Origin of the sequence: Streptomyces sp. BB1-1-1, assembly GCF_031597775.1 — a bacterium.
GTDB classification, from domain to species: Bacteria; Actinomycetota; Actinomycetes; order Streptomycetales; family Streptomycetaceae; genus Streptomyces; species Streptomyces thinghirensis.
The window spans coordinates 4,570,771-4,593,525 of record NZ_CP134203.1 but is presented as its reverse complement, the minus strand read 5'-3'; the positions used below and the strand labels follow the sequence as shown (position 1 = coordinate 4,593,525).

Below are 22,755 nucleotides of genomic sequence, written 5' to 3'. Positions count from 1 at the left end.
CCGCGCACCAAGCAGAGACGAACCGAGTACCACCGAGAACCAAGGGGACGGCCGTGCAGAGAGCCTGGGCAAGACGGCGGACGGGAAGAGGCCGCGCGCACCGCGCCACGGTCCTGGCGCTGGGCGGCGCCGCGCTGCTCGTGTCCCTGCTGACACCCACCGGCGGTGATCCGGTGCCGGTGGCGGACTCCGCACCGGCCTTCCCCTCGGTCAACTACGCGGTCGCCGTGGACGAGTCCGCCAGCCTCGCGCCCGAGGACATGAAGGCCGAAAAGGCCGCCGCCGCCCGCATCGCGCTGGGCGACGTCTCCTCGTCCTCCCACGTCACCGTCTTCGGTTTCGCCGCCGCCGAGTCCGCCGGCCAGCGCGCGGTCGACCCGGTGTGCCCGCGCACCACCCTGGACGCGGCGGGGCGCAAGACGATCGGCGCCTGCGTCGACAAGCTGCGCACCCGCAAGGAGAGCGAGGGCACCGGCACCGACTTCCCGACCGCGATACGTCAGGGAGTGCACGAACTCACCACCGGCACCGACCCGTCGGAGCCCCGCGTGCTGTTCGTCCTCACCGACGGGAAGATGGACGTCACCGACAGCGAGAAGTACGGCGACCCCGCGCACCGCGAGGCCGAGGGCGAACGGCAGCTGACCAAGGAGCTGGCGAACGCCCGCGCGCAGAACGTGCAGATCTGGCCGCTCGGCTTCGGGTCGGAGCCGGACAAGAAGCAGTTGGACCGGATGGCGGCCGGCGGCTACCAGAAGGGCTGCGTGAACCTGCCCTCCGCGAGCCCCAAGGCGCACAAGGTCTCCGGCGCGAAGGACGTCGGCACCACGCTGGAGAAGATCTTCGCCGCCGCGCACTGCCTGCGCCACGAGGAGGGACCCAGCAAGAAGCCCCCGGCCACCCTGGAGATCGGCATCTCGCCGCTGGCGACCGTCGGCAGCATCGTCGTCGACAAGGGCGACCCCGAGGTGCGGATCAGCTACCTCGACCCCAGCGGCCACGAGGTCCCCACGACCGGCACCTACCGCAAGTCCCGCTTCGAACTGGCGGGCGGCGACGGCACCGTCGAGGCGCTGAAGATCGTCGACCCGCTGCCCGGCACCTGGCGGGTGAAGGCCGAGGCGCCGGAGGGGCACCGCTCGCTGCCCGTCTCGGTCAGCGTGCTGTGGCAGGGCGAGCTGCGCGGCGCCATCACCATGGACCCGCCCTCGCCCCGGCCCGGCGAGAAGGTCACGGTGACGATGCGGCTGCAGACCCGTGAGGGCTACCAGATCAAAGACCCGGAGCACTACGAGGGACTGCGCGTGAGCAGCGAACTCACCGGGGACGGTTTCGCCCCGCAGTCGCTGTCCCTCACCGACGACGGCAAGGGCCCCGACCCGGACCCGAACGACGGCTCCTTCAGCGGTTCGGCGCGCATCCCCGAGAGCGCCGACGGTGCGCTGAAGGTGGACGGCACCCTGACCGCCTCGGGACTGCGGGCGGACACCCGCAGCGAGCTCGGCCAGGTCGCGCCCGGCGAGCTGCCCGTCACCACCGCGCTGGAGATGCCGGCCGGGGACACCCATCCCGGCGGCAAGGTCACCGGCACCCTCACCGTCCGCAACAACAGCGACGCCCGGCACACCCTGCGGCTGTCCGTGGCCGACGTGGGCTCCGGGCTGCTGTCGATCAGCCCGGCCGAGATCCAGCTCGCGCCCGGCGAGTCCGGCACCCGGAAGGTGACCGTCACGGTCGCCCCCGCCGACGTCTTCGGCGACCGTCTCGGCGACGACGGACTGCGCCTGTCCGGCACCGTCACGGCCGTCGACACCACCGACGACGACCGGACGCTGGTCCGTACCCCGCTCTCCGTACAGGTCACCCCGGAGCCCGGCTTCTGGGAGAAGTACTGGTGGGCGGTGGTGACCGGCGCCGCGGTGCTCGCGGCGGCCGTCGTGGCGGTGCTCGCCTGGGTACGGCAGCGCCGCACCCGCAGGGACCCGCACGGCCTGGTGCTGCGTCTGGTCTCCGCGGACGGCGAGGCCGTCGGCACCGATCACGTGGCCGGGCACGGACACAAGCAGTGGTACGAGTTCGCTCTGGTCGAGCCGCACCGCGCGCCGCGCATCGAGCGCCGGACCCACGGCGAGTACGCCGTCCAGCGCAACCCCGAGGGCGGGGCGGTGCTGCGCAGGCGGGGCGGCGGCCGGACACCGCTGCCCGTGCGCGGGCAGGTCCCGCTCAACGACACGGTGAGCCTGGCCCTCGGCGAGGAGACCCGCGGTCCCCGCAACCGCAGGGCGGCGGCCACGGCACGCAGCGGGGCGGGCGCCGCCTCCGGCGGCGGGTCCGGCTCCCGTTCCGGCGAGGGCGGGAGCGGGAGCGCGACCGGGAGCACGGGCGGCGCCTACGACTCGTACATGTGACGCGCGGGGGCGGGCGCGTCACCTCCGCGACCGCCCCGCGCGCGCCACAAGCACCGCGTGCACCGTGCGCACCGCGCGCACCTGGACCGCGTGCACCACGCGAAGCAACGCACGCCACGCATGCCACGCACGTCACGCGCACTTCACGGACGTACCGAGCACCAACCTGCGGCCCGCGACGGCCGCCAGCGGGGAGGAACCCATGAAGATCTTCCAGCCGATGCTCTTCGTCGGCCTGGGCGGCACCGGCGGCCTGGTCGGCGCCGAACTGGAACGCAGACTGCGCGCCGAACTGTGCGGCCCGGACGGCCTGGCGCTCACCGGGCTGAACGGCTACGCGCCCTATCAGCTGCCCGACGGCCTCCAGTTCGTGTACGCGGACTACAGCGAGAGCGACCTCCAGCGACTGCCGCAGTTCAACGTGGACCCGTCACTGCGGGCCGCGTACGCCCGCACCTCCCGGGCCACCCACAACCTGCTGCCGAACTTCGACGCCTCGCCCGAGGTCACCAAGATGCTCCGGGCGAGCATGCGCGAGGAGGTGGCCGACTGGCTGCCGCCGCGCATCGACGAGCCCAAGGTCACCCCGCTGCACAACGGCGCGGGCCAGCTGCCCACCGTCGGCCGCGCGGCGCTGTTCGCCACGCTCCGGCACGGCCTCGGCCCGGTCCTCGAACCGCTGCTCCAGGCGATCGACCTGATCGCCAAGTCGGCGGGCGGGCTGAGCGAGTTCGGCGGCGGCAAGACCAACGGCTGCGATGTGTTCGTCGCGTTCTCGGTGGCGGGCGGCACCGGCGCCGGTATCTTCCTGGACTACCTGCACCTGATCAACCACGCCTTCCAGCTGCGCCGGTTCGACGGGGTGAAGATCTACCCGCTGGTCGTGATGCCGTCGTCGTTCTCCGCGGCCTCCGGCGGCGGGCGCGAGGCGGACCTCAACGCCGCCCGCGCGCTGGTGGACCTGTTCCGGCTGGTCGACGGTCAGAACGCGCCGACCGAGGGCGCGGAGATCGGCGACCTCGACCACGACGCCGGGATGGGCGTCCGCTACCCGGGCAGCATGCCGATCCGGCTGCGCACCGGCATCCTGCCGACGGCGTTCCTGTTCAGCCCGACGGCCGGCATCCGCGCGGACGACCTGCGCCGCTCCATCGTGTCCCTGGTGATGTCGCTGATCGGCACCGAACTCGGCGACGGCCGCTCCAAGGGCCGCACGATGGCCGCCGACGACGACTACCAGACCTTCGCCGCCAGCTTCATCAACCGCGGCGTGCACCGCAGCGCCCTGTCCCCCACCGGCATCGGGCGCCAGGGCGTCTCCACCAGCCTGGTGGCGTCCATGACCGCGCCGATGGACCAGCTGGCCGACCTGGTGGCCGGCCGGCTGCTGCGGGAGGCGGTCACGGACCTCGTGGAGCGGCCGCGCGCGATGCAGCGGGACAGCACGGTGCCGATGATCCGCCAGCTGTTCGCCGACTCCCACCTGGAGGAGCTCTGGGAGCGCAGGCAGCTGGACGTGCCCGAGCCGGATCCGCTGCCGCGCGGGGGCAAGAACATCGAACAGGCCCTGGGCGAGCGGATCTCGGACATGCAGCGGCTGCTGTCCGACCTGCGGATCGACGCCGAACGTCAGGCCACCGTGATGGCCGACCGGTTCGCGCCGCGTCCCGCCATCGACAAGCTGCTGCAGACCGTGGACCCGTTCCTCGCCGAGCGGGTCGTGCGGGGCGTCCCGGACAGCGACGAGCCGATCACCCGGCTCGGTTTCCTCGGCATGCTGGACAACCGGTCCCGCGCTCCCCAGCGTCCGCCCGGCGTGACCGAGCAGCCGCCCAAGGCCCCGCGGATCAAGGGCCGGCTGGCCGGCATGTCCCCGGCCCGCTGGGGCGACGAGGACGTCCAGGCGGCCGTCCAGGAGCAGGACGACTGGTACCGGTGGCGCTGCCGGACGGTGTGGCACGAGGCGTGGCGCGAGCAGCAGCAGCACTGGCAGTCCCAGGCGGACACCGCCGGGGCCGACCTCGGGCGCCTGGTGAACGCCTTCCGCAGGCACAGCGACCAGGAACGCAAGGTGTCCCAGCAGAAGGGCCTGGAACTCTACGAGGACCGCACGGGCATCTCGTACCTGCTGCCGCCGCAGCGCACCCTCAATCACTTCTACGAGGACGTCGTCACCCGGCTGATCCGCCGGGAGGGGCTGCGGGAGACCGACGACGAGGCGGCACTGCTGCTCCGGCTGGTCGGCGGGGACACCTGGCGCACGGTCCACGCGGTCAGCCGCCGCAACCCCGAGGGCGCGGTGGCGACCGTCAAGGCGCTGCTGGAGGGCCGCATCACGCGGCTGTTCGCGGAGAGCGGCGAACGTCTGGAGGAGCGCCCGCTGCTGCCGGCCATGAGCACGCTGCTGGCCGCCGCGGCGGGCGACCAGGGCGCCACCGATCAGGTGAGCAAGGAGGCGCTGGACCTGTTCGGCCGGAAGCTGACCGGGTTGCTGCCGGTGGGCTTCACCCCGGAGGGGACCGGGCCGCTGCGGGCGCTGGTGACGTATCCGCGGGTGCAGGCGGTGGAGGAGGTGCAGGAGTACCTGGGCAAGACGCTGCGGCTGCCGTCGGACGCCAAGAACTCCGTGGAGTACCGGGGCGTGGAGAGCGACTCGGTCACCGTGGTCCTCTTCCGCAGCGAGATGAGCCTCACGCAGGTGCCCGAGGCCCGCAAGGTGCTGCGCCAGTGGGCCCGCGCCAAGGACTCCGAGCAGGCCCACGACGTGCTGCGCTGGCGCCAGCGGCTCGGCTTCCGGGACAGCTGGATGGTGAGCAGCGAGGACGACCGGCGCACCATCCTGCACCGGCTGCTGTGCTGCATGTGGAACGGCCAGGTGGACGTGGTGGACGGCGACGAGGCCTCGCCCGCCCGCATCCGGCTGCGGCTCTTTCCCGAGGAGGGCGCCCATGTCCCGGGCGTCCGGCTGCGGTTGGGGGACTTCCCCGGCGGCGTGTCGAGCTGGGCGGAGCTGCTGCGCTCGTACGAACGGTGGACGGTCCTCGACGACGAGCGGACCGTGGAGGACTACTGCCGTGAGCTGATGGGGGCGCAGCCGACCGGGCTCGCGCGGGCGGGCAGCGATCCGCACCCGCTCTTCGTCGAGCTGGTCGAGAAGATCGCCCCGCGCCAGCTGGAGCTGCTGGCGGACCGCCGGGAGCGCGGCGGCGAGCGGGTCGAGGGCTGGGTCCGGCCGCTGTGGGAGTTCTGGGCGGAGACACTGCCGGCCGCGCTGGACACCGAGTTCGGCGACCAGCGCGCCGTCCAGCCGACCCTGCGCACGCTGCTGGAGCACGTCCGCTTCGGCACGGTGCGGCCCCGCGTCGCCGACGACCTGCCGGCCCCCCGGCGGGCCGTCCACGATGACGACGACTGGGGCACGGCACCGCGCGAGTCCTTCGCCGCGTACCGCGCGGAGAACACCGGGACACGGCGCGGAACCGCGCCGGACGACCACGCCGAACGCCCCCGCCGCACGCCCGTGGACGACTACGACACGGGTCCGCGCCGCACACCCGCCGACGGCCACGATGCCCCGTACGGCACCGGACGCGCCGAACGCCCGCGCCGGGCACCGGCGGGCGCCTACGACGCCGAGCCCCGCCGCACACCCGCCGACGACTACGACGCCGACCCGCGCCGCACACCCGCCGACGGCCTCGACGACGCGTACGGCACGGGACACGCCGAACGCCCGCGTCGCGCGCCCACCGACGACCACGACGACCCGTACGGCACGGGACGCGGTGAACGCCCGCGCCGGGCACCGGTGGACGACTACGACGCCGAGCCCCGCCGCGCACCCGCCGACGACTACGACGCGGGACCGCGCCGCACACCCGCCGACGGACTCGACGACGAATACGGCACCGGACGCGGCGAGCGGAACGGTGTGGCGGAGCGCCGCACACCCGCGAGCGACCGCGACGGGGACGGTGCCGAGCGCCCCCGGGCGCCGTGGGACGAGCCGACCGGCACCGACACCCACGACCGTGACCGTGACCGCCGCAACCCCTGGGACGGTGACGCCCAGTGAGCACTCCCGAGGAGTTCGACGCCGTCATCCACCTGGACCTGCGCACCGGTGCGGCGGAGCTCGACACCCCGTCGGCCCTGCGCGCCAGGGTCGCCCGGCAGCTGGGCCAGGCCGGTCTGCCCGAACCGGACGACCCCCTGTTCCTGGTCGTCGACACCCCGGCCGGACTCACCGACCACCAGCCGCAGTACGAACTGCTCACCGGCTACCGCGCGGTGGGCGAGGTCAGGATCCTGGTCCTCCTGGTGGGCAGCGCGCCGGGCTCGTACGCGGGTGAGGGGGAGGCGTTCCAGCCCGACCGCCGGCTGGTGCGGCCCGCGGTGCTGCGCGCATCGGGCTGCGCGCTGCTGTGGGCGGGCGATCTGCGTTCCGCCCGGACGGCGCTGGAGCGGCCCACGCCCGACGACCCGGACGCGCTCGCCGTCCTGGTGGACGTGCTGTCGGTGCCGGATGTCTATCTGACGGTCCTCGACCGTCTGGAGGCGCTGCCCGACGCCGTCGCCGCGCCCGGCGTCCGGCTGCTGGAGCAGGACCTGCCGCCGGAGGTGCGCGACCGGGCCTGGCGGGACGCGCTCGCCCGGTTCGCCGGCGAGGACACCGAACTCGCGCCGGACGTGCTGGCGACGGCCTCGTCGGGAGCCGACCTGCCGGAGCCGCTGCGGGGCCTGGTGACGGGCCGGGGCGCCCGCGACCAGCGGCACCGCGACCCGGGCGGGGTGGCGGACGACGCGTACCGCGCGTGCGCGGACTCCGTCGAACGGGCCGAGGACGCGCTCGCCGGACTGGGCTCCCTGCCGGGGCTGTTGCGGCCCGCCCGCCGGGAGGCGTTCGAGGCGGACGTGGACCAGGCGCGCCACGACCTCGACTCCTACCGCGAACTGGTGGGCGCCGCGCTGCGCGGCGGTGGTGCGACGGCGTCCGCGGCCGAGGCGGCGGCCCGGCTCGCGGCCCTCGGGCTGCGGGTGCCCTCGGCGGAGGGCACGGGCGAGCGGATCGGCGAGGGCCTCAAGGAGTTCGCCGGGAAACTGCTGGGCCAGGGCCTGACCCTGCGGTCGGTGGCCCAGCGTTTCACCGGCCTCGCCGGGCGGGTGGAGCCGGTACCGGGCACGGCACTGCTGCCGAGGCTGGCCGCCTGCCCGTCCGGCGACGTGACGGATCCCGCCGGGGACGGGGCGCGGGACCGCGGTGACGTCGCGGCCGTCGCCGGACCGGCGGCAGCGGCCACGACGGGGCTGCTCGGCGCGCTGTGGCAGGGGCCGCTGCTCGCGCTGGCACTCGCCGTCCCGCTGCTGTTCGTCGGCATGGCGGTGCTCGGCACGGCCCGGTTGCGGGACACCGGACGTACCGGCAGCTGGGCCGTGGCCTCCCGGGTCGCGGCCTTCACGGGCGCCGCGGCCGGGGCGGCACTGGCGTACGCGGCCGATCCCCCGGGCTGGCTGAGCACCGTGGGCCTGCTGGTGGCCCTCGGCGTCGCGGCCGAGACCGTACGCCGGCTCTGGCGCACGGCGGCCGGCGCCTGGGCTCCTGGCCGAGCCACCGCCGCCCTCCACCGCGCCCTGACCGAACTCGACGCGCTGCTCGCCGAGGCGGTCCGCGAGCACTGGGCCGTGGAGGAACGCCTGTACTGCGCGGACGCGGCCCGGTCCGTCGCCGGCATGCTGCGGGCCACGGCCGCCGCCGCGGAGGCCGAGGCGGTGCCCGAGCCGGAACGGCCCGTGACCGGCGACGGGTTCGACGGCGGGGACGGCGCCGGGACGCTCGCCGAGGACGACTGGCTCTCCAGCACCTCGGTCCTGGAGACCGATGCCTTCGCCGGGGACGACGACACCGACTGGGCCAGCGCGTACGCCCGGCGCGACGGGCAGCCCGCGTGGGACGAGCCCGCCGGGGAGCGGCCGGCCGGGGCGCCGTGGGAGGACCGCGCCGCGAGCGCGCCGCGCTGGCTGGACCGGGAGAACGGCGAGGGCGGCCCGGAGCTGGTCGCCACGCTGGCCGCCGACCTGACGGACGCCGCCCTGGTGGCGATGGGGCCGTACTGGGGTGCCGTGGAGCGCGGCCAGGCAGGCGCACTCGCCCTGCGCCGCACCGAGGAACGGGTGCGCGAACTGCTGTCGGCCGCCCGTCGGCACCTGCGGCACAACGGGGTGCTGGCGCCGCCCCCGTTCGCCGCCGCCCGCCGGGTCCGTGCCACCTCGGCGAGCCTGCTCGGCACCGACCCGCGGGGCCTCGCGGAACTCGTCGGCACGGAGGCGGACCGGCAGGCGGTGGTGCAGCTCTCCTCGCCCGAGCAGGGGACGCTGCTCAGCCGCGATCCGGCCGCCGCGGTGTGGATCAGGTTCGCCCCGCAGGCGGTGCGGGACGAGATCGAGAAGGCCTGGGAGGCGAGCGGTACGGCGCATCCGGGAGCGGTGCTGTGGACGTCCTCGGGACGCTACGCCGGCCTGCTGCGGCTCACCCCGCTGCGGATGGGCGTGGTGGACACCGTCCGGCCCCGCCAGAACACCGGCCCGGACGGCACGGACGCGTACGGACGGCGGGACACGTACGGCGCGCGGAACCCGTACGACCGGGCCGCCTCGTACGACGAGACGGACGCGTACGACCGGACCGGCCGGTACGACGACACCGACAGGACGGACAGGACAGACAAGACGGACAAGTACGAGCGCGCGGACAGCCGCCACCAGGCGGACATGTACGACCAGGCGGCCCCGTACGACGCGGCGGACACGTACGACCGTGCCGACCCATACGACCCGGCGGACCCGGCCGACGTGGCCGACGCGGCCGACCCGGCCGGTCCGTGCGAGCGATACGAGCGATACGAGCGAGGGGACGGCGATCTCCGGTGACCAGCACCACCCACCGGCACACGGCGGGGCCGGGCGGCCCGCGGGCGGCCACGCTCGCTTTCACCACGCCCTCGGGGCGGCGCCGCGTCGCCCCCGTGCGCCTGGGGCCCGAGTCCCGTCGGGATCCCCTGCTGCCCCAACTGGTCCGCAACGGCCTGCTCGACGACGAGGGACAGCAGTGCGTGCAGGTACGCCTGCCGAAGGCCGACGCCGCCAACCCGGGAGCGCGTGCGCTGCTGGACACGGAGGCGGGCACCGCCCTGTCCCTGTACCGGACGCTCGACGACACCGAGTACGCGGCACTCTTCCCCCGGATCATCGGCTACGACCTGGACGCGGCGGAGCCGTTCCTGCTGTACGCGGCACCGCGCGGCACCGCCGCCGCACGGACCCATGTGATGTCCGCGACCGATCAGCGCGGTCTCACCCGGGACCTGCTGCTGGCCCTGTACGTGCTGGACCGCCAGGGTCTGGTGCCGTGCGGCGTCTCGCCCGCCACCGTGCTGTGGGACGGCGCCTCGGCCCAGCTCTGGGGGCTGGAGGGGGTGGCCCGTGCCGGACGCCCGAGGCGGCCCTGGGGCCGGTCGCCCTACTGCTCGCCCGAACAGCGCCGGGGCGAGGGGCTCACCGACTCCCGGGACGCGGTGTGGAGCGCGGCCCAGGTGCTCTACCAGCTCGTGACCGGCAGACCCGGCCACGCCGACCGGGCGCCCGCCGACCTCGACGAGCACCGGATGCTCGCCCGGACGCTGCGCGACGCGTTCGCCCCCCGGGCGGCCGACCGGCCGACGCCCGCCGAACTGCTCGACCTGCTGGTGCCGGGCGCCGCCCGCCGCGTCGCGCTCCCCACCTCCGCCGCCACCGAGCCGCGTCCCCGCGAGCAGGACACGGCCGACGGTTTCGAGCAGGCGCTGCGGCTCAAGCGGCAGGCCCCCTCGTCCGCTTCGGGGCCGGAGCGGGCGGCGCCCGGGGAGGGCGACGGCGGGGTGCTCTGCCCGTACTGCCTGGAGACCATCCGGCTCGACCTCACCGCGCTGTACGTCACCGACAGCAGGATGCAGTACCGGCCACTGGACCCCACGGGGATCGGCAACCCCCTGCGGCGGCAGGACGTCATGCGCGGTGCCGTCCAGAAGTGCGCGGCCGACCCGGACTTCCCCGAGCACTACATCCCGGTGCCGTACCTCACCTACGGGCGGCCGCTGACCGTCGCGATGGTCGGCCAGTCCTCCACCGGCAAGAGCCATCTGCTGACCCAGATGATCGCGGCGATCACCGACGGCGGACTGGAGCCCTTCGGCCTCAAGTGGCAGTCCGTCAACCCGGAGCAGCACGCCCGTTTCGTACGGGAGTGGGTGCAGCCCCTGCGCAACGGCCGGGTCCTGGACCACACCCCCGGCGTCGGCCTGGACGGCTTCGCCCGGTTCGTGGAGTCCCTGCTGATCACCGACGCCCAGGGACGGGTGCGGCCGGTCGCCTTCTTCGACCTCGGCGGCGAGGACCTCGTACGGACCGACTCCGCGCTGCGGTTCCTCCTCGGCATCGACGCGCTGGTCTTCGTGGTCGACCCGGCGCTGGCCCTGCCGCTGCCGCACCTGGACCACGCCAGGGAACGCCTGGGCGTGGAGGTGAACCGGGACGGCGACCTCGCCTTCGGCACCGTTCTGGACCGCCTGCCGAAGAACGGCCCCTACCTCGACGTGGCGGCCGCGATGGTGCTCGGCAAGGCCGACCTGCTCAGGTTCCAGCCGCCCGTCGACCGGTGGCTGGACCGGCCGCCGGCCGCCTCCCTGGACCCCGCGCTGATGCGGGAGGAGAGCCGGGACGTGCACCGGCTGCTGCACCGGCACGCCGGCCAGGCGTGGCTGCGTCCCTTCGACGCGATCCGCCACTGCACCCTGCACGTCGCCTCCGCCACCGGCGGCCAGGAGGACCACGGCCGCTACCCGGCCGGGGCCGGACCGAGGAGGGTGCTGGAGCCCCTGCTGTCGCTGCTCGCGATGCACGGGCTGATCGACGTACCGGGCGGCGCCGGGACGTTCGCCCTGGGCGAGACGCCCGCGTTCGAGGCGGTGCCGGTGGAGGACGCCCGAGGAGGGGAGCGGAAATGAGCGACGTGCGGAACGGAAACCAGGGCCGCGGGGAAGCGGCCGCCCCGCGCGGGCCAGGTGGCCCGGGCGGCCCGGGCGGTGGCACCGACTCGGTGCAGCAGGTCGTCTTCCGGTGGGACGGCAACCACGGGCGACAGGGCACCGGCATGAACGCCGTCGCCCGTTCCTGCCCGGTCGAGCGCGCCGAGGAACTGGGCCGGGAGCTGGGCCCCTTGCTGTGGGTGTCCGGCGCCGCCGCCTCGCGGCCGAGCACCGTGCGCGCCCTGTCCCGGGACGGGGAGGTCATGCTGGTCCGCCGCTGGCCCACCACCGACCCGGGTGGCCGGCCCAGCACGGTCAGCCATGTGCTGGTCGGCCGGCCGGGCATCCTGAAGACGCGGCAGTGCCTCGCTCTCGCGTACGCCGGCTGGGGGACCCGGAAGGCCGCCGAGACGGCGTCCGGCCGGAAGGAGGAGGTCGACTGCGCGGATCTCGACCGGGTGGCGCTCAAGCGACTGCCGGAGATGCTGGAGCGGTTGCCGACGGTCCGGGACACACTGGTCGTGGTCACCGCGGAGTGGCTGCGCGATCCCGCCCAGCGGGTGTCGCTGCGGACGGAGCCCGGGGAGCGGCGGCCCGGCCATCCGGACCGGGACGAGGCCTCGCTGGTCTACCTGGGGCTGTTCCTGATCTTCGGGCCCTGGCTGGGACGGGAGTGGACGTTCGCGACCTACGACGCGGTGGACACCCACCCGCTGCGGCTGATGTCCGTCCCGCGCTGGGAGCCGGACACCGGCGGCTCCGGCCCGCTGGCCCGGGTGACCGGACGCCCGGTGTCCGACCCCGGTGTCGAGCACCTGCTGGCCGACCGGCTGGTGGACCACCTCCTCGCGCACCCGGAGGCACCCGCCGGTGTGCCGCAGCTGGTCGACGCCTTCGCCGACGGGGCGACGTGGGACTGGCCGCGGCGGAGCGCACGCCTCCGAGAGATCCTCGGCACCGACCGGACCGGGACGCGCCGCCTGTCCCCGTCCCCGTCCCCGTCCCCGAGCCACTCGGACCTTCCGGCGCCGGCCCCGGCACCGACCCAGGCCCCGGAATCCGACCAGGAGTGGAACGCGGCCCCGCCCGCCCCCGCGCCCTACTCCGGCCCTCCGTACTCGGACCCGCACACCGACCCGTATCCGAACACCTGTCCGGCGCCCCATGACCAGCATCACGGTCACGACTACGGCCGCGACCGCCTCCACATCCCCGACCACACCCCCGGCCCCGCCCCCGCTCGCGACACATCCGCGTTGCACCGGGAACTGCGGGAGGCCGCCCAGCGCATGGACCCCCTCCGCCGCGAGGTCCTGCGCACGGAACTGCGCGCACAGCCCGACGAGTTCCTCCTGGAGGAGCTGCGCTCCGAGGAACTGCCGCCGGACTCCGTGGACCTGCTGCTCGACGAGCTGAGCGCGCCACACCGGATCCCGACGCGTGAGGACGCGACCCGGCACGCGCTGTGCGAGCTGGTGCTCCGCAAGAACCTGTACTGGCCGCCGTACGGGCAGCCCGGGGGACCCGTGTCGAGGACGGCGATGGCGGATCGCGCGGCCGGTCTCTTCACCTGGGCCGTCGCCCCCCTGGCCCGCGACGAGCGCTACCTGCCCGACCTGCGGGAGCTGCTGCACCGCATGCTCCGGGACCCGAGCCCCACGGCGGGCAACTGGCTGCACAAGGCCATCGTCGCGCCCGCCAACGGGCAGGCCCCCGACCTGCCGCCCGTGCTGTGGCAGCAGATCGTGGGCGACGCGCTGAGACGGAACGGCGGGCCCTCCGCCGCCCTCCCTCCGCCGGCCACGGCGGCGCCGGCACCGACCCTGCGGGCGCCCTCCGCACCCACACCGGAACGGCCCGACTTCACGGCCCGGCTCACCGAGCAGCTGAACAAGCCCGGTTGCGTGATGGGGATCGGCGTGGGGCTGATCGTCGTACTGATCGTCATCGCCCTGCTCTTCTCCGCCTGACCTGTCACCGCTCGATCCGGATCCGCCTCGTCTCGCTCACCTGGTCGATCTCCGACACCCGGACCGTCGTCTCCATCGTCCAGGTGCCGGGGAGGGGGAGGGTGAGGGAGTTGGCGCTCCAGTAGCCGCCCCGGTCGACGAGTTCCGCGTCGATCGGGCCGACGCCCCGGTCGGGGAGGGTGAAGGAGAGGCGCAGTTCGGGGATGGCGGCCAGGCTGCCGTCGGGGCCGAAGACGACGGCCTGCACCGCGTTGTCGCCGGTGCGGCCGGGGTCCAGGGTGATCTGGACGGTGCCCCGGCCGGAGGGGCCGACGTCGAAGGGGATCGTGGTGACGGACGCGGGCAGCACCCCGCCCGCCGGTACGGCCCGTGCCGCGTCGTCCGCCGCCCGGCCCGGCACCGTGCTGGTGAGCACGGTCGTGACCACCAGGACGACGGCCGCGACGACGGCCTCGACCAGAACGGACCGGCGCAGCCCACGACGCCGGGCGTCCCCGACGGCGGACGGCTCCGACTCGGACGGCTCCGACTCGCAGGACGTCGGCCCGGACGACCCCGACTCGGACAACCCCGGCCCGGACTTCTCCGACCCGGACGCCCCCGATACCCGCGCCGGAGGCCCGCCCACCCGCTCCGGCACCCGCTCACGTACGCGCCCGCGCACGACCGTCTCCGCATCCACCGAACCCACGGCGCCCGCCCCCGCCCCCGCCGTCACCCAAGCGGCCGTCCACCGCCGAGAGACCGCCGCCGCGGCCAGCAGCACGGCCACCCCCGCCAGTTTGGCGAGCAGCAGCCTGCCGTACGTCGTCTCCGTGAGCGCCGGCCAGGAGCCGAGGCCGCGCCAGGACTGGTAGACGCCGGTGACGACCAGGACGGTCACGGAGGCGAAGGCGGTACGGGAGAAGCGGGCGACCGTCGCGGCGTCCGCGGACGAGCGCAGGGTGGCGAGCAGGGCGGCGAGGCCGCCGAGCCAGACCGCCGTGGCGAGCAGGTGCAGCACGGACGACGTCACCGCCACCGGCACCTGGATCCCCGCGGCGGCGTGCTCGGCGGCGGCCCAGGTCAGGGCCAGGCCGACGGCCAGCGCGGCGCCCACCGCGGCGGCGAGCGGGGCACGCTCCCGGTGCCGGTACCGGCCCCCGCGGGCCATCCGGACGAGGAAGAGCCCGGCCGGCACGAGCAGCGCCAGCCTGACCAGCAGCAGCGCGCCGGGGCGGGACGTGAGGGTGCCGCCGAGCGCGTCGGCGTCCAGGGCCGACGCCGGCCCCGTACCCGCCTCGTACGGGGCGCGCAGCACCAGCAGGGCGACGGTCGAGCCCAGCAGGGTCCACCAGCCCGCCACCAGTGGCCGGCGCAGCGGGGCGGGGTCCGGCGGGCGGCACAGGGCGACGAAGGCGGCCGTGCCGATGAGCAGGGCCGCGGCGAGGTAGGCGAGGTAGCGGGCGATCTTGTGGAGGGCGGCGGTCAGCGGGTCCTCGGTGGGGCCGGGGTCCACGGACGCGGTCGTCGCGGAGGGCTTGCCGACCGAGAAGGTGAAGGCGCCGGAGACGGGGTGGCTGTCGGCCGACACCACCCGCCAGGCCACGGTGTACGTGCCCTCGCCGAGCCGGCCCGTCAGCGCCACGCGCGCCGTGTCGGCACGGCCGTCCGCGCGCCCGGCCTCCCCCGTGCGCACCCGGTGCCCGCCGGGGTCGAGGACGCGGAAGGAGTCGTCGCGCAGGCCGACGGACTCGGTGAAGGTCAGGGTGACGTGGCGGGGGGCGTGCTGGAGGACGCTGCCGTCCTCGGGGTCGGTGGCGCGGAGGGCGGCGTGGGCGGACGCCGGTCCCGCGCCGCCGAGGACGAGCAGGACCAGCAGGGTGCCCAGCAGCACCGGTCCCCGAAGTCTCCGGCCGCCCCGGGCTCCAGCACGCGTACCGCCACCACACCTCACGTCGCATCTCCGTCGTCGGGGCCCACTGCCTCGGGGATACGTACGGACGCGGGCGCCGCCCCGCTCACCGAAGACTCATCGGATGCCGGGCGGGGCGCTCACCACGACGGGCGTGCCGTCACCCCGCCGTCCACCACGAGGTCGTGGCCGGTGACCCAGGACGCCAGCCGTGACGCGAGGAACACGCACGCGTCGCCCACGTCCTCCGGCCGCCCCAGCCGTCCCGTGGGCGCCGCCTCCCGCCACCGCCGTACGCCGTCCGGCCAGGCCGCCGCGAGACCGTCCCGGTCGACGAGGCCGGGCGAGACGGTGTTGACCCTGACTCCCCATGGGCCGTACTCCAGCGCGGCGGAACGGGCGTGCATCACGACCGCCGCCTTGGCGGCGCTGTAGTGCGCGTGGGCGGGTGCGGGGGCGTTCGCCTCGATCGAGGCGATGTGGGTGACCGTGCCGCCGTCGTCCTGGGCCCGCATGATCCCGGCGGCGGCCTGCGTGCACGCGAAGACACTGGTGAGGTTGGTGTCCACCACCGCCCGCCACTCGGCGGCCGTCATGCCGGCCAGCTCCCGCAGCGGCTGCACGCCCGCGTTGTTGACCAGCGCCGTCAGCCGTCCCCCGCCCCAGTCGGCGGCCTCCTCCACCAGGCGCCGGCAGGCGTCCTCGTCGGTGAGGTCGGCCCGCAGTACCACCGCCCGGCCGCCGCGCTCCCTGATCCGCGCGGCCACGTCCCGAGCCGCCTCGACCGCCGTACGGCAGTGCACCGCGACCGCGGCGCCCTCCTCGGCGAACCGCAGCGCGATCCCTCGTCCGATGCCGCCTCCCGCGCCCGTCACGAGCGCCACCTGACCGTCGAGCAGGTTCATGGGCGGCACAGTTCCACGATCCGCCCGGCCGCCGCCGGATAGCGCGCCGTGAGGCCGGCCGCGTCGCCGTGCTCGTAGTCCCCGTAGGTGAACCCGGGCGCCATCGTGCACCCGAAGAACGACCATGCGCCGCCCGCCGCCACCCGGCCGCCCATCCAGGTCCCGGCGGGGACGGTGAACTGCACGTGCTGCCCGCCCAGCACGTCCGGTCCCAGTACGGCCGTACGCACGCCGCCGTCCGGGTCGAGGAGCAGCAGCTCCAGCGGATCGCCGAGGTAGAAGTGCCAGACCTCGTCGGTGGGCAGGCGGTGCAGGGCGGAGAAGTCACCCGGCCGGGCGGTCAGCAGGGCGACGATGGCCGAGCCCGCCGGGCGTCCGTCCGGGCGCTCGGGCCCGGCCCAGGTGCGCCGGAACAGACCGCCCTCGCGGGGAATGGGCTCCAGCCCGTAGTGCGCGATCAGGTCCTCGGCGGTCGGCGGGGAAGTCACCCGCCGAACGCTACCTCCCTGCGGAGGAACGCGAGTTGCGCCTTCTTCTCCGGCAGGTACACGTCCGGCAGGTCGATCTCCGGCAGTACGACCGCCGGTCCGGCGGTGAAGCCCTGCTTGAGGAAGCGGGCGATCGCCTTCTCGTTGCCGACGTCCGGGTCGACCACGATCCGCTTCCGGTCCAGGCCCAGCAGGACGTACGCCATGATGGACCCCGCCAGCGCGGCGGTCCAGCCGGGCCGCGCGCCCTCGCTCCCGGCGGGCGCCAGCAGCAGGTGGACGCCGATGTCGCCGGGTTCGACGTCGTAGCACTCGCTCACCCGGTCGGCCTCGGGGTCGTAGGTCTGGAGCAGCGCGACCGGCTCGCCGTCCTTGACCACCAGGAAGGCGTGGTGGGTGTCGAGCGTGTCCATGTGGGCGTAGACGCCCGCGACCTGGTCCCGCGTCAGGCCGTTCATGCCCCAGAAGGCGGCCCGCTCCTCGCTCACCCAGCGGTGGATCACGCCGGCGTCCGCGGCGGCGTCGAGCGGGAGGACGCGCACGGCGCCGAAGCCGTCGAGTTCCTGCTCGTGGACGGCGGCGCGAGAGGCGTACGGGGACGTGTGCTGCTCAGACATCGGTTTCCTTGGTGAGTCGGTCGAAGTCGGTGACCACTGGGACGAGTTCACCGTCGAGCCACAGGGCCCGCTGGTCCCGGTGGTGCGGCGAGCCGGGGACGCCGGACGCGCCGAGGGGCACCACCCAGCGGCTGTCCTGCCGGTCGGCCAGGTCCCAGACGTACCGGGCGGCGGGGCCGCGTGCGGCACGGTCGGTGAGGCCGGGGACGGCGGAGGTGCACAGCACGCAGTCGTGGTCTCCGGAGAGCCGGGGCCCGTCGGCGCCGGAGGGGTCCGGCAGCGCCTGCCAGGCGGTGAGGCGGTGGGTGTCGCCCCAGGTGCCGGCCGGCGGATCGGCGGCCACCTCCTCCAGCGCCGCGCGGACGGCCGCGGCCCGGTCGATGCCGTACAGGTCCTCGGCGCGCAGCAGGTGTTCGAGGGCGTGGCCGACGCGCGGCACGAGCGCGAGCCACGGCAGCAGCACCTCGGGGTACGCGGGCGGCACGGACGCCGGGGCGAGGACCGGGTGCGCCGCCAACCGCCGTACGACCGCCCCGCGTACGGCCGCGTACGCCGCCGCGTCGGTGCTGCCGGCGTCCATGCGCCGGTCCCAGGACAGGAGTCGGTCGCGGAGGGCGGCGGCCCCGGGGGTCAGGTCGTCCAGGGCCGTCAGACGGTCCAGGAGGGGGCCGGCCGAGGCGAGGAGGGTGTCCGTGTGGATCGCGGGCATGTCGGCGGCCGACCAGCGTTCCTTCCCGGCGAGCAGGGCGGCGATGCGGTCGGCGCGGTGCGGTGGGGCGAACTCGACGCCGAGCGGTGCGGCCGGGCCGCGCTGGTTGGCCATCACGGCGACGCCGTCGGCGAGCCCGGCGCGGGGCGGGGTGTGCCGGCCCTCCCACTCGTGGCCGGGTTCCCAGGCGGGCACCGGACGCAGGCCGTTGGCGGCGGACCGCAGCGGCACCCGCCCCGCCACCCGGTGCAGCAGCCCGCCCTCGGTGTCGGCGGCCTGCACGACGTTGACCGGCTCGGCCCACGCGTCCAGGGCGCGGTCCACGTCGGCGACCCGGCGGGCCCGCAGCAGCGGCAGCAGGGCGCCGAAGCCGAGGTCGGCGGTGACGCGGGGCGGGTAACGCAGGCTGAGGGCGGTGGGGGTGCCGTCGTCGAGTCCCTCGGGTCCGCCGGCGATCACCGGTCCCCGGTCGGTCTCGATGACCTCGACGGTCTCCTCCCCCTCCTGCCCCTCCTCTCCGCCCGCGACCCGAATGGTCTCCGTGTGCCGGGCGGCGCGGTGCCAGGTGCCGTCGGGGCCGAGGGCCTCGACGCCGGCGCCGGTGCGGCGCAGGCGCTCGCGGTACAGGTCCTGGTAGTCGGCCATGGCGTTGGTGATGGCCCAGGCGACCGTGCCGGTGTGGCCGAAGTGGGCGATGCCGGGGACGCCGGGCACGGCGAGGCCGACGACGTCGAACTCCGGGCAGGACAGGTGGATCTGCTGGTAGACGCCGGGGTCCTCGATGAAGCGGTGCGGGTCACCGGCGATGATCGCGTGCCCGGTGGTGGTCCGCTCGCCGCTCACCAGCCAGCCGTTGCTGCCGGCGGTGCCGGGTCCGTCGGCGGCGAAGAGGGCGACCGCGTCCGGGCCGAGGTGCGCGGTGATGTGCTCGCGCCAGAGCTTGGCGGGGAAGCCCGCGAAAAGGATGTGCGTGGCGAGCCAGACGCCGAGCGGGGTCCAGGGCTCCCAGCGGCCGGGGGCGAGACCGGCGCGTGCGAACTCGGGGGCGGCGGATCCATTTTCGGCCAGCCCCTCGTTCACACCGTCGACGTACGCCCGCACCCATGCGGCCGTCTCCGGGTCCTTCTCCTCCAGGGCGCTGAAGCAGCGGCGGGCGGTGTCCGCGAGCCGGGCCCGCCGGGCGAGCCGGTCCCAGGACAGGGCCCCGGGCCCGAGGAAGGACGCGGAGGTGCCCTGCGCGCGGTGCCGCTCGACCTCCAGCTGCCAGGCACGGTCACGGGCGGTCACCCGGCCCTGGGCGCGGGCGAGTTCGTCCACGTTGTCCGCGCGCAGGTGCGGGATCCCCCAGGCGTCGCGGTATGTCTCGGCGCTCACCCCTGTGCCCCTACTTTCCTTTAGGTTAGGCTCACCTAAGTCTTACGTCGTGGCCGAATAGTACGTGAAGGGTGAAGAAACCATGGGGCAGGGGCGGGGTTGGGAGGGCGCGGTCCTCAAGCTGATGCGTGCGAAGGACTTCGAGTTCACCGTGACGGACGCGGAGGACGTGACGCCGGACTTCCGGAGGCTGCGCCTGAGCGACGGCGGCATGCTGGCGGCGACCGGCGTCCACCCCACGATGTGGGTGCGGCTGTGGTTCGACAACGCGGGCAAGCCGCACCAGCGGGCGTACACGCTGGTCGACCCGGACCCGGCGACCGGCACCTTCGGCATGGAGTTCGCCCTGCACGAGGGGTGCGCGAGCGACTGGGCCAGGGCGGCGAAGCCGGGCGACACCATCGAGGCGACGGTCCAGGGCACCGGCTTCGAGGTCCCCGAGCCGGTCCCCTCCCGCGTCTTCGCGGTCGCGGACCCGGCGTCCCTGCCCGCCCTCAACTCCCTCCTCGACGCGCTGGGACCGGTCCCCGCGACGATCTGGTTCGAGGACGGCGGCTCCGGCACGGACGGCCTGCCCTTCCGCACCGGCCCCGACCGCCACGAGGTCCGCACGGTCCCGCGCCGCGACGCGGGCGCCCACCTGGTCGCGCAGGTGAAGGAGGCGCTGCCGGAGCTGCTGCGGTCGACGCCCGAGCCGTTCGTCTGGATCGCCTGCGACACGGCGACCACCCGGGCGCTGGCCTCGTACGCCCGCAAGGAGCTGGGGCTGCCCAAGCAGCGGGTGAACGCGCTGGGGTACTGGCGCGCGACCTGAGCCCGCACGCGCGATCATCGTGGGCATGGACGTCACACTTCACCTCGCCCAGGACCCCGAGGCCGACGAGCTCCTCGGCCGCAGCCCGCTCGCCGCGCTGGTCGGCATGCTGCTCGACCAGCAAGTCCCCATGGAGTGGGCGTTCAAGGGCCCGTCGACCATCGCCCGGCGCATGGGCGCGGAGGACCTGGACGCCCACGACATCGCCGCCCACGACCCCGAGGCCTTCGCCGCCCTGCTCTCCGACAAGCCGGCCGTGCACCGCTATCCCGGCTCGATGGCGGGCCGCGTCCAGCAGCTGTGCCGGTACCTCGTCGAGACCTACGACGGTGACGCGGAGGCCGTCTGGCGGGGCGTCTCCACCGGCAAGGAGCTGCTGAAGCGGCTCCAGGACCTGCCCGGCTTCGGCAAGCAGAAGGCCCAGATCTTCCTCGCCCTGCTCGGCAAGCAGCTCGGCGTCCAGCCGGAGGGCTGGCGCGAGGCCGCCGGCGCCTACGGCGAACCCGGCGCCTTCCGCTCCGTCGCCGACATCACCGGCCCGGAGTCCCTGACGAAGGTCCGCGCCCACAAGCAGGAAATGAAGGCGGCGGCAAAGGCGGCGAAGACCTCCGACAAGTAACAGCCCCCCCCCCCCCGCTGCGGGCAGTCGTGCCCCTGGGGCGGCACGGGTGGGCGCAGCAGCATCCGGCCGGCGCCCGCCGCGACACCCGCCCCCGGCCCCCCAGGTGCGGGCGGGTGGGCGCAGCGGCACCCGGCCGACGCCCGCCGCGTCACCCATCCCCGGCCCCCCAGCTGCGGGCAGTCGTGCCGCTGGGGCGGCACGGGTGGGCGCAGCGGCACCCGGCCGGCGCCGGCCCGCGACACCCACCCCCGGCCCACACCAGCGCCGGGCGCCACTTGAACCACCCACGCCAACGCCCCCGCCCACGTCAGCCCACTGGCCCGCCCCAACTGGCGCCTCCACCACCCCCGCTCCCAGCATGGAGCATGACCGAGCCACCCAGCGGCACCCCCGGAGGGCAGCCGTACGACGACCGCGGGATCCACGCCCGCACGGGCCACGGCACGCACCCCCCGACAGCCGGACGGCACGAGCCCGGGCCCAGGCCCGAACCCGAACCCGCCTTCGAGGGACCGCTGCACTCGCTGTCCCGCGCCGCATGGCAGACCGTGCTGCTCACCGGGATCGCCTCACTCGTCCTGGGCGTGCTGGTCCTGGTCTGGCCGGGCGCGTCACTGCGCGCCGCCGGTGTGCTCTTCGGCCTCTACCTCGTCATCAGCGGCGTCCTCCAACTGGCCGCCGCCTTCGGCACGCACCGGACGACCTCGCTGCGGGTCCTCGCCTTCATCAGCGGCGCGGTGTCGATCCTGCTGGGCCTGTTCTGCTTCCGCGGCCCTCTGCAGTCGGTACTGCTGCTCGCGCTGTGGATCGGCATCGGCTGGCTCTTCCGCGGCGTCACCCAGATCCTGGCCGCCGTCCACGACCCGGCGATGCCCGCGCGCGGCTGGCACATCTTCCTCGGCGCCGTCACCGTCGTCGCCGGCATCGTGCTGATCGACTCGCCGGTGGAGTCGGCGGCCGTCCTCATGCTGTTCGGCGGCTGGTGGCTGGTAGCCGTCGGCGTGGTCGAGATCGTCACGTCCGTACGCCTGCGTGGGCGCGCCCACCAGGTCCCGCGCGCCCTGTGAACCGCCCCTACGCCGAGCGAGCGGTTCTCGCCCCGGCACGGTGGGCGGCGTACGCCCGGCGGGGACACGACCTGACGTGAGCCCCGCACCGCACGCCGCTGCCGACGCCCGCGCCACGCGCGCCGGACATACGGCGCGTGCGGCGCGTACGAGGCGTGCGGCGCGTGCGACGCGCACCGGTCGCCGCCGCGCCTGCCTGCGGGCCCTTGTCCTGCTGCTCGTCCTGATCGTGCCCTGCACGCACGCGACGGCCCAGGCGGCACCGACCGCCCTGGTGACCGGCGGGAGCGCAGGCGTCGTCGGCGGCGGAGCCGGTGGCAGCGGACCGGGCGGCGGCGCCCCGGGCGGCACCGTCGGTGAGTACGACCACCTCGACACCGCCCTGCGCACCCCTGCCCGCAGCGGTCGGCGCACCGTCGTGGCCCTGTCCGTCCCGCCGCCCCCGACGCCCGGCCGCCACGTCCCCACGCCCCGGACCCTCGCACCACCCGTTCCGATCGGGCCACCGCCCTCTCCGCGCGCCCCGCGCTCCGTGGTCCTGCGCTGCTGACAGGACCGGACCGGCACCGACCGCCGGCCCTCCGCAAGACCGCGGAACGCGAGACGCGCCCCCCGGAACACGGAACGAGGAACGAGGAATTCGCCATGCTCAACGACCCCTACGCCGTCCTGCGCGCCCTCCTGCGCGCCGAGGCCGCCCGCCGCACCCCCAAGCCCGACACCGGCAGGCCGCAGACCCCGAGCGAACCCCGGCCGCCCGTGCGGGAAGGGAGGCGTGACTGACGCGGCCGCCCGAGCGGCGGAGGCGGGTCCGACACCGCCTCCGCC

General features: G+C 75.2%; 15 protein-coding genes. 10 read left to right on the top strand and 5 right to left on the bottom strand.

From position 1 onward, the window contains the following. The first annotated feature begins 53 nt into the window (after positions 1-53). The 5 genes from RI578_RS21130 to RI578_RS21110 all read left to right on the top strand — a co-directional run bounded on the left by RI578_RS21130 (position 54) and on the right by RI578_RS21110 (position 13,437). The gene (locus RI578_RS21130; protein ID WP_310872518.1) at positions 54-2,408 is read left to right on the top strand and encodes a VWA domain-containing protein; all 2,355 of its coding nucleotides are present in this window, start codon (positions 54-56) and stop codon (positions 2,406-2,408) included. Positions 2,409-2,610: 202 nt separating this feature from the next. Further along, the gene (locus tag RI578_RS21125) at positions 2,611-6,483 is read left to right on the top strand and encodes a tubulin-like doman-containing protein (RefSeq protein ID WP_310872517.1); all 3,873 of its coding nucleotides are present in this window, start codon (positions 2,611-2,613) and stop codon (positions 6,481-6,483) included. Beyond that, entirely contained in the window at positions 6,480-9,335 is a 2,856-nt protein-coding gene (locus RI578_RS21120) for a hypothetical protein (RefSeq protein ID WP_310872516.1), read from the top strand. Before RI578_RS21125 ends, RI578_RS21120 begins: the two co-directional genes overlap by 4 nt. Further along, positions 9,332-11,446 carry a hypothetical protein gene (locus tag RI578_RS21115; protein ID WP_310872515.1) on the top strand — a complete coding sequence of 705 codons (2,115 nt, stop codon included), beginning with the start codon at positions 9,332-9,334 and terminating at the stop codon, positions 11,444-11,446. Before RI578_RS21120 ends, RI578_RS21115 begins: the two co-directional genes overlap by 4 nt. Beyond that, positions 11,443-13,437 (top strand): hypothetical protein, encoded by a 1,995-nt coding sequence (locus RI578_RS21110; protein ID WP_310872514.1) that lies wholly within the window; start codon positions 11,443-11,445, stop codon positions 13,435-13,437. Before RI578_RS21115 ends, RI578_RS21110 begins: the two co-directional genes overlap by 4 nt. A gap of 4 nt (positions 13,438-13,441) precedes the next feature. Here RI578_RS21110 and RI578_RS21105 read toward each other — a convergent pair whose 3' ends face one another. From RI578_RS21105 to RI578_RS21085, 5 genes are all read right to left on the bottom strand, one after another. Next, positions 13,442-15,313, bottom strand: coding sequence for a copper resistance protein CopC (locus RI578_RS21105; protein ID WP_310872513.1), 1,872 nt, complete (start codon positions 15,311-15,313; stop codon positions 13,442-13,444). A gap of 158 nt (positions 15,314-15,471) precedes the next feature. After that, complete coding sequence (locus RI578_RS21100) at positions 15,472-16,236, bottom strand: glucose 1-dehydrogenase (RefSeq protein ID WP_310872512.1); 765 nt, start codon at positions 16,234-16,236, stop codon at positions 15,472-15,474. Continuing rightward, positions 16,233-16,724: a cupin domain-containing protein gene (locus tag RI578_RS21095; RefSeq protein WP_310872511.1), complete on the bottom strand. Its 492-nt coding sequence runs from the start codon at positions 16,722-16,724 to the stop codon at positions 16,233-16,235. Before RI578_RS21095 ends, RI578_RS21100 begins: the two co-directional genes overlap by 4 nt. Then, positions 16,721-17,341, bottom strand: a complete 621-nt coding sequence (locus RI578_RS21090; protein WP_310872510.1) for a GNAT family N-acetyltransferase — start codon at positions 17,339-17,341, stop codon at positions 16,721-16,723. Before RI578_RS21090 ends, RI578_RS21095 begins: the two co-directional genes overlap by 4 nt. Then, complete coding sequence (locus tag RI578_RS21085; protein WP_310872509.1) at positions 17,334-19,424, bottom strand: penicillin acylase family protein; 2,091 nt, start codon at positions 19,422-19,424, stop codon at positions 17,334-17,336. The genes RI578_RS21090 and RI578_RS21085 overlap by 8 nt, the downstream gene beginning before the upstream one ends. An 82-nt stretch (positions 19,425-19,506) precedes the next feature. On the opposite strand from RI578_RS21085, the gene RI578_RS21080 reads away from it, so the two are divergent. From RI578_RS21080 to RI578_RS21060, 5 genes are all read left to right on the top strand, one after another. After that, on the top strand, positions 19,507-20,238 hold the full coding sequence (locus tag RI578_RS21080; protein ID WP_310872508.1) for a siderophore-interacting protein: 732 nt from the start codon (positions 19,507-19,509) through the stop codon (positions 20,236-20,238). A gap of 25 nt (positions 20,239-20,263) precedes the next feature. After that, positions 20,264-20,857, top strand: coding sequence for an HhH-GPD-type base excision DNA repair protein (locus RI578_RS21075; RefSeq protein WP_310872507.1), 594 nt, complete (start codon positions 20,264-20,266; stop codon positions 20,855-20,857). 368 nt (positions 20,858-21,225) lie between these two features. Then, positions 21,226-21,927 (top strand): HdeD family acid-resistance protein, encoded by a 702-nt coding sequence (locus tag RI578_RS21070; protein ID WP_310872506.1) that lies wholly within the window; start codon positions 21,226-21,228, stop codon positions 21,925-21,927. A gap of 76 nt (positions 21,928-22,003) precedes the next feature. Next, the gene (locus RI578_RS21065) at positions 22,004-22,477 is read left to right on the top strand and encodes a hypothetical protein (RefSeq protein ID WP_310872505.1); all 474 of its coding nucleotides are present in this window, start codon (positions 22,004-22,006) and stop codon (positions 22,475-22,477) included. A gap of 95 nt (positions 22,478-22,572) precedes the next feature. Further along, positions 22,573-22,710 (top strand): hypothetical protein, encoded by a 138-nt coding sequence (locus tag RI578_RS21060; protein WP_310872504.1) that lies wholly within the window; start codon positions 22,573-22,575, stop codon positions 22,708-22,710. The last annotated feature ends 45 nt before the right edge of the window (positions 22,711-22,755 follow it).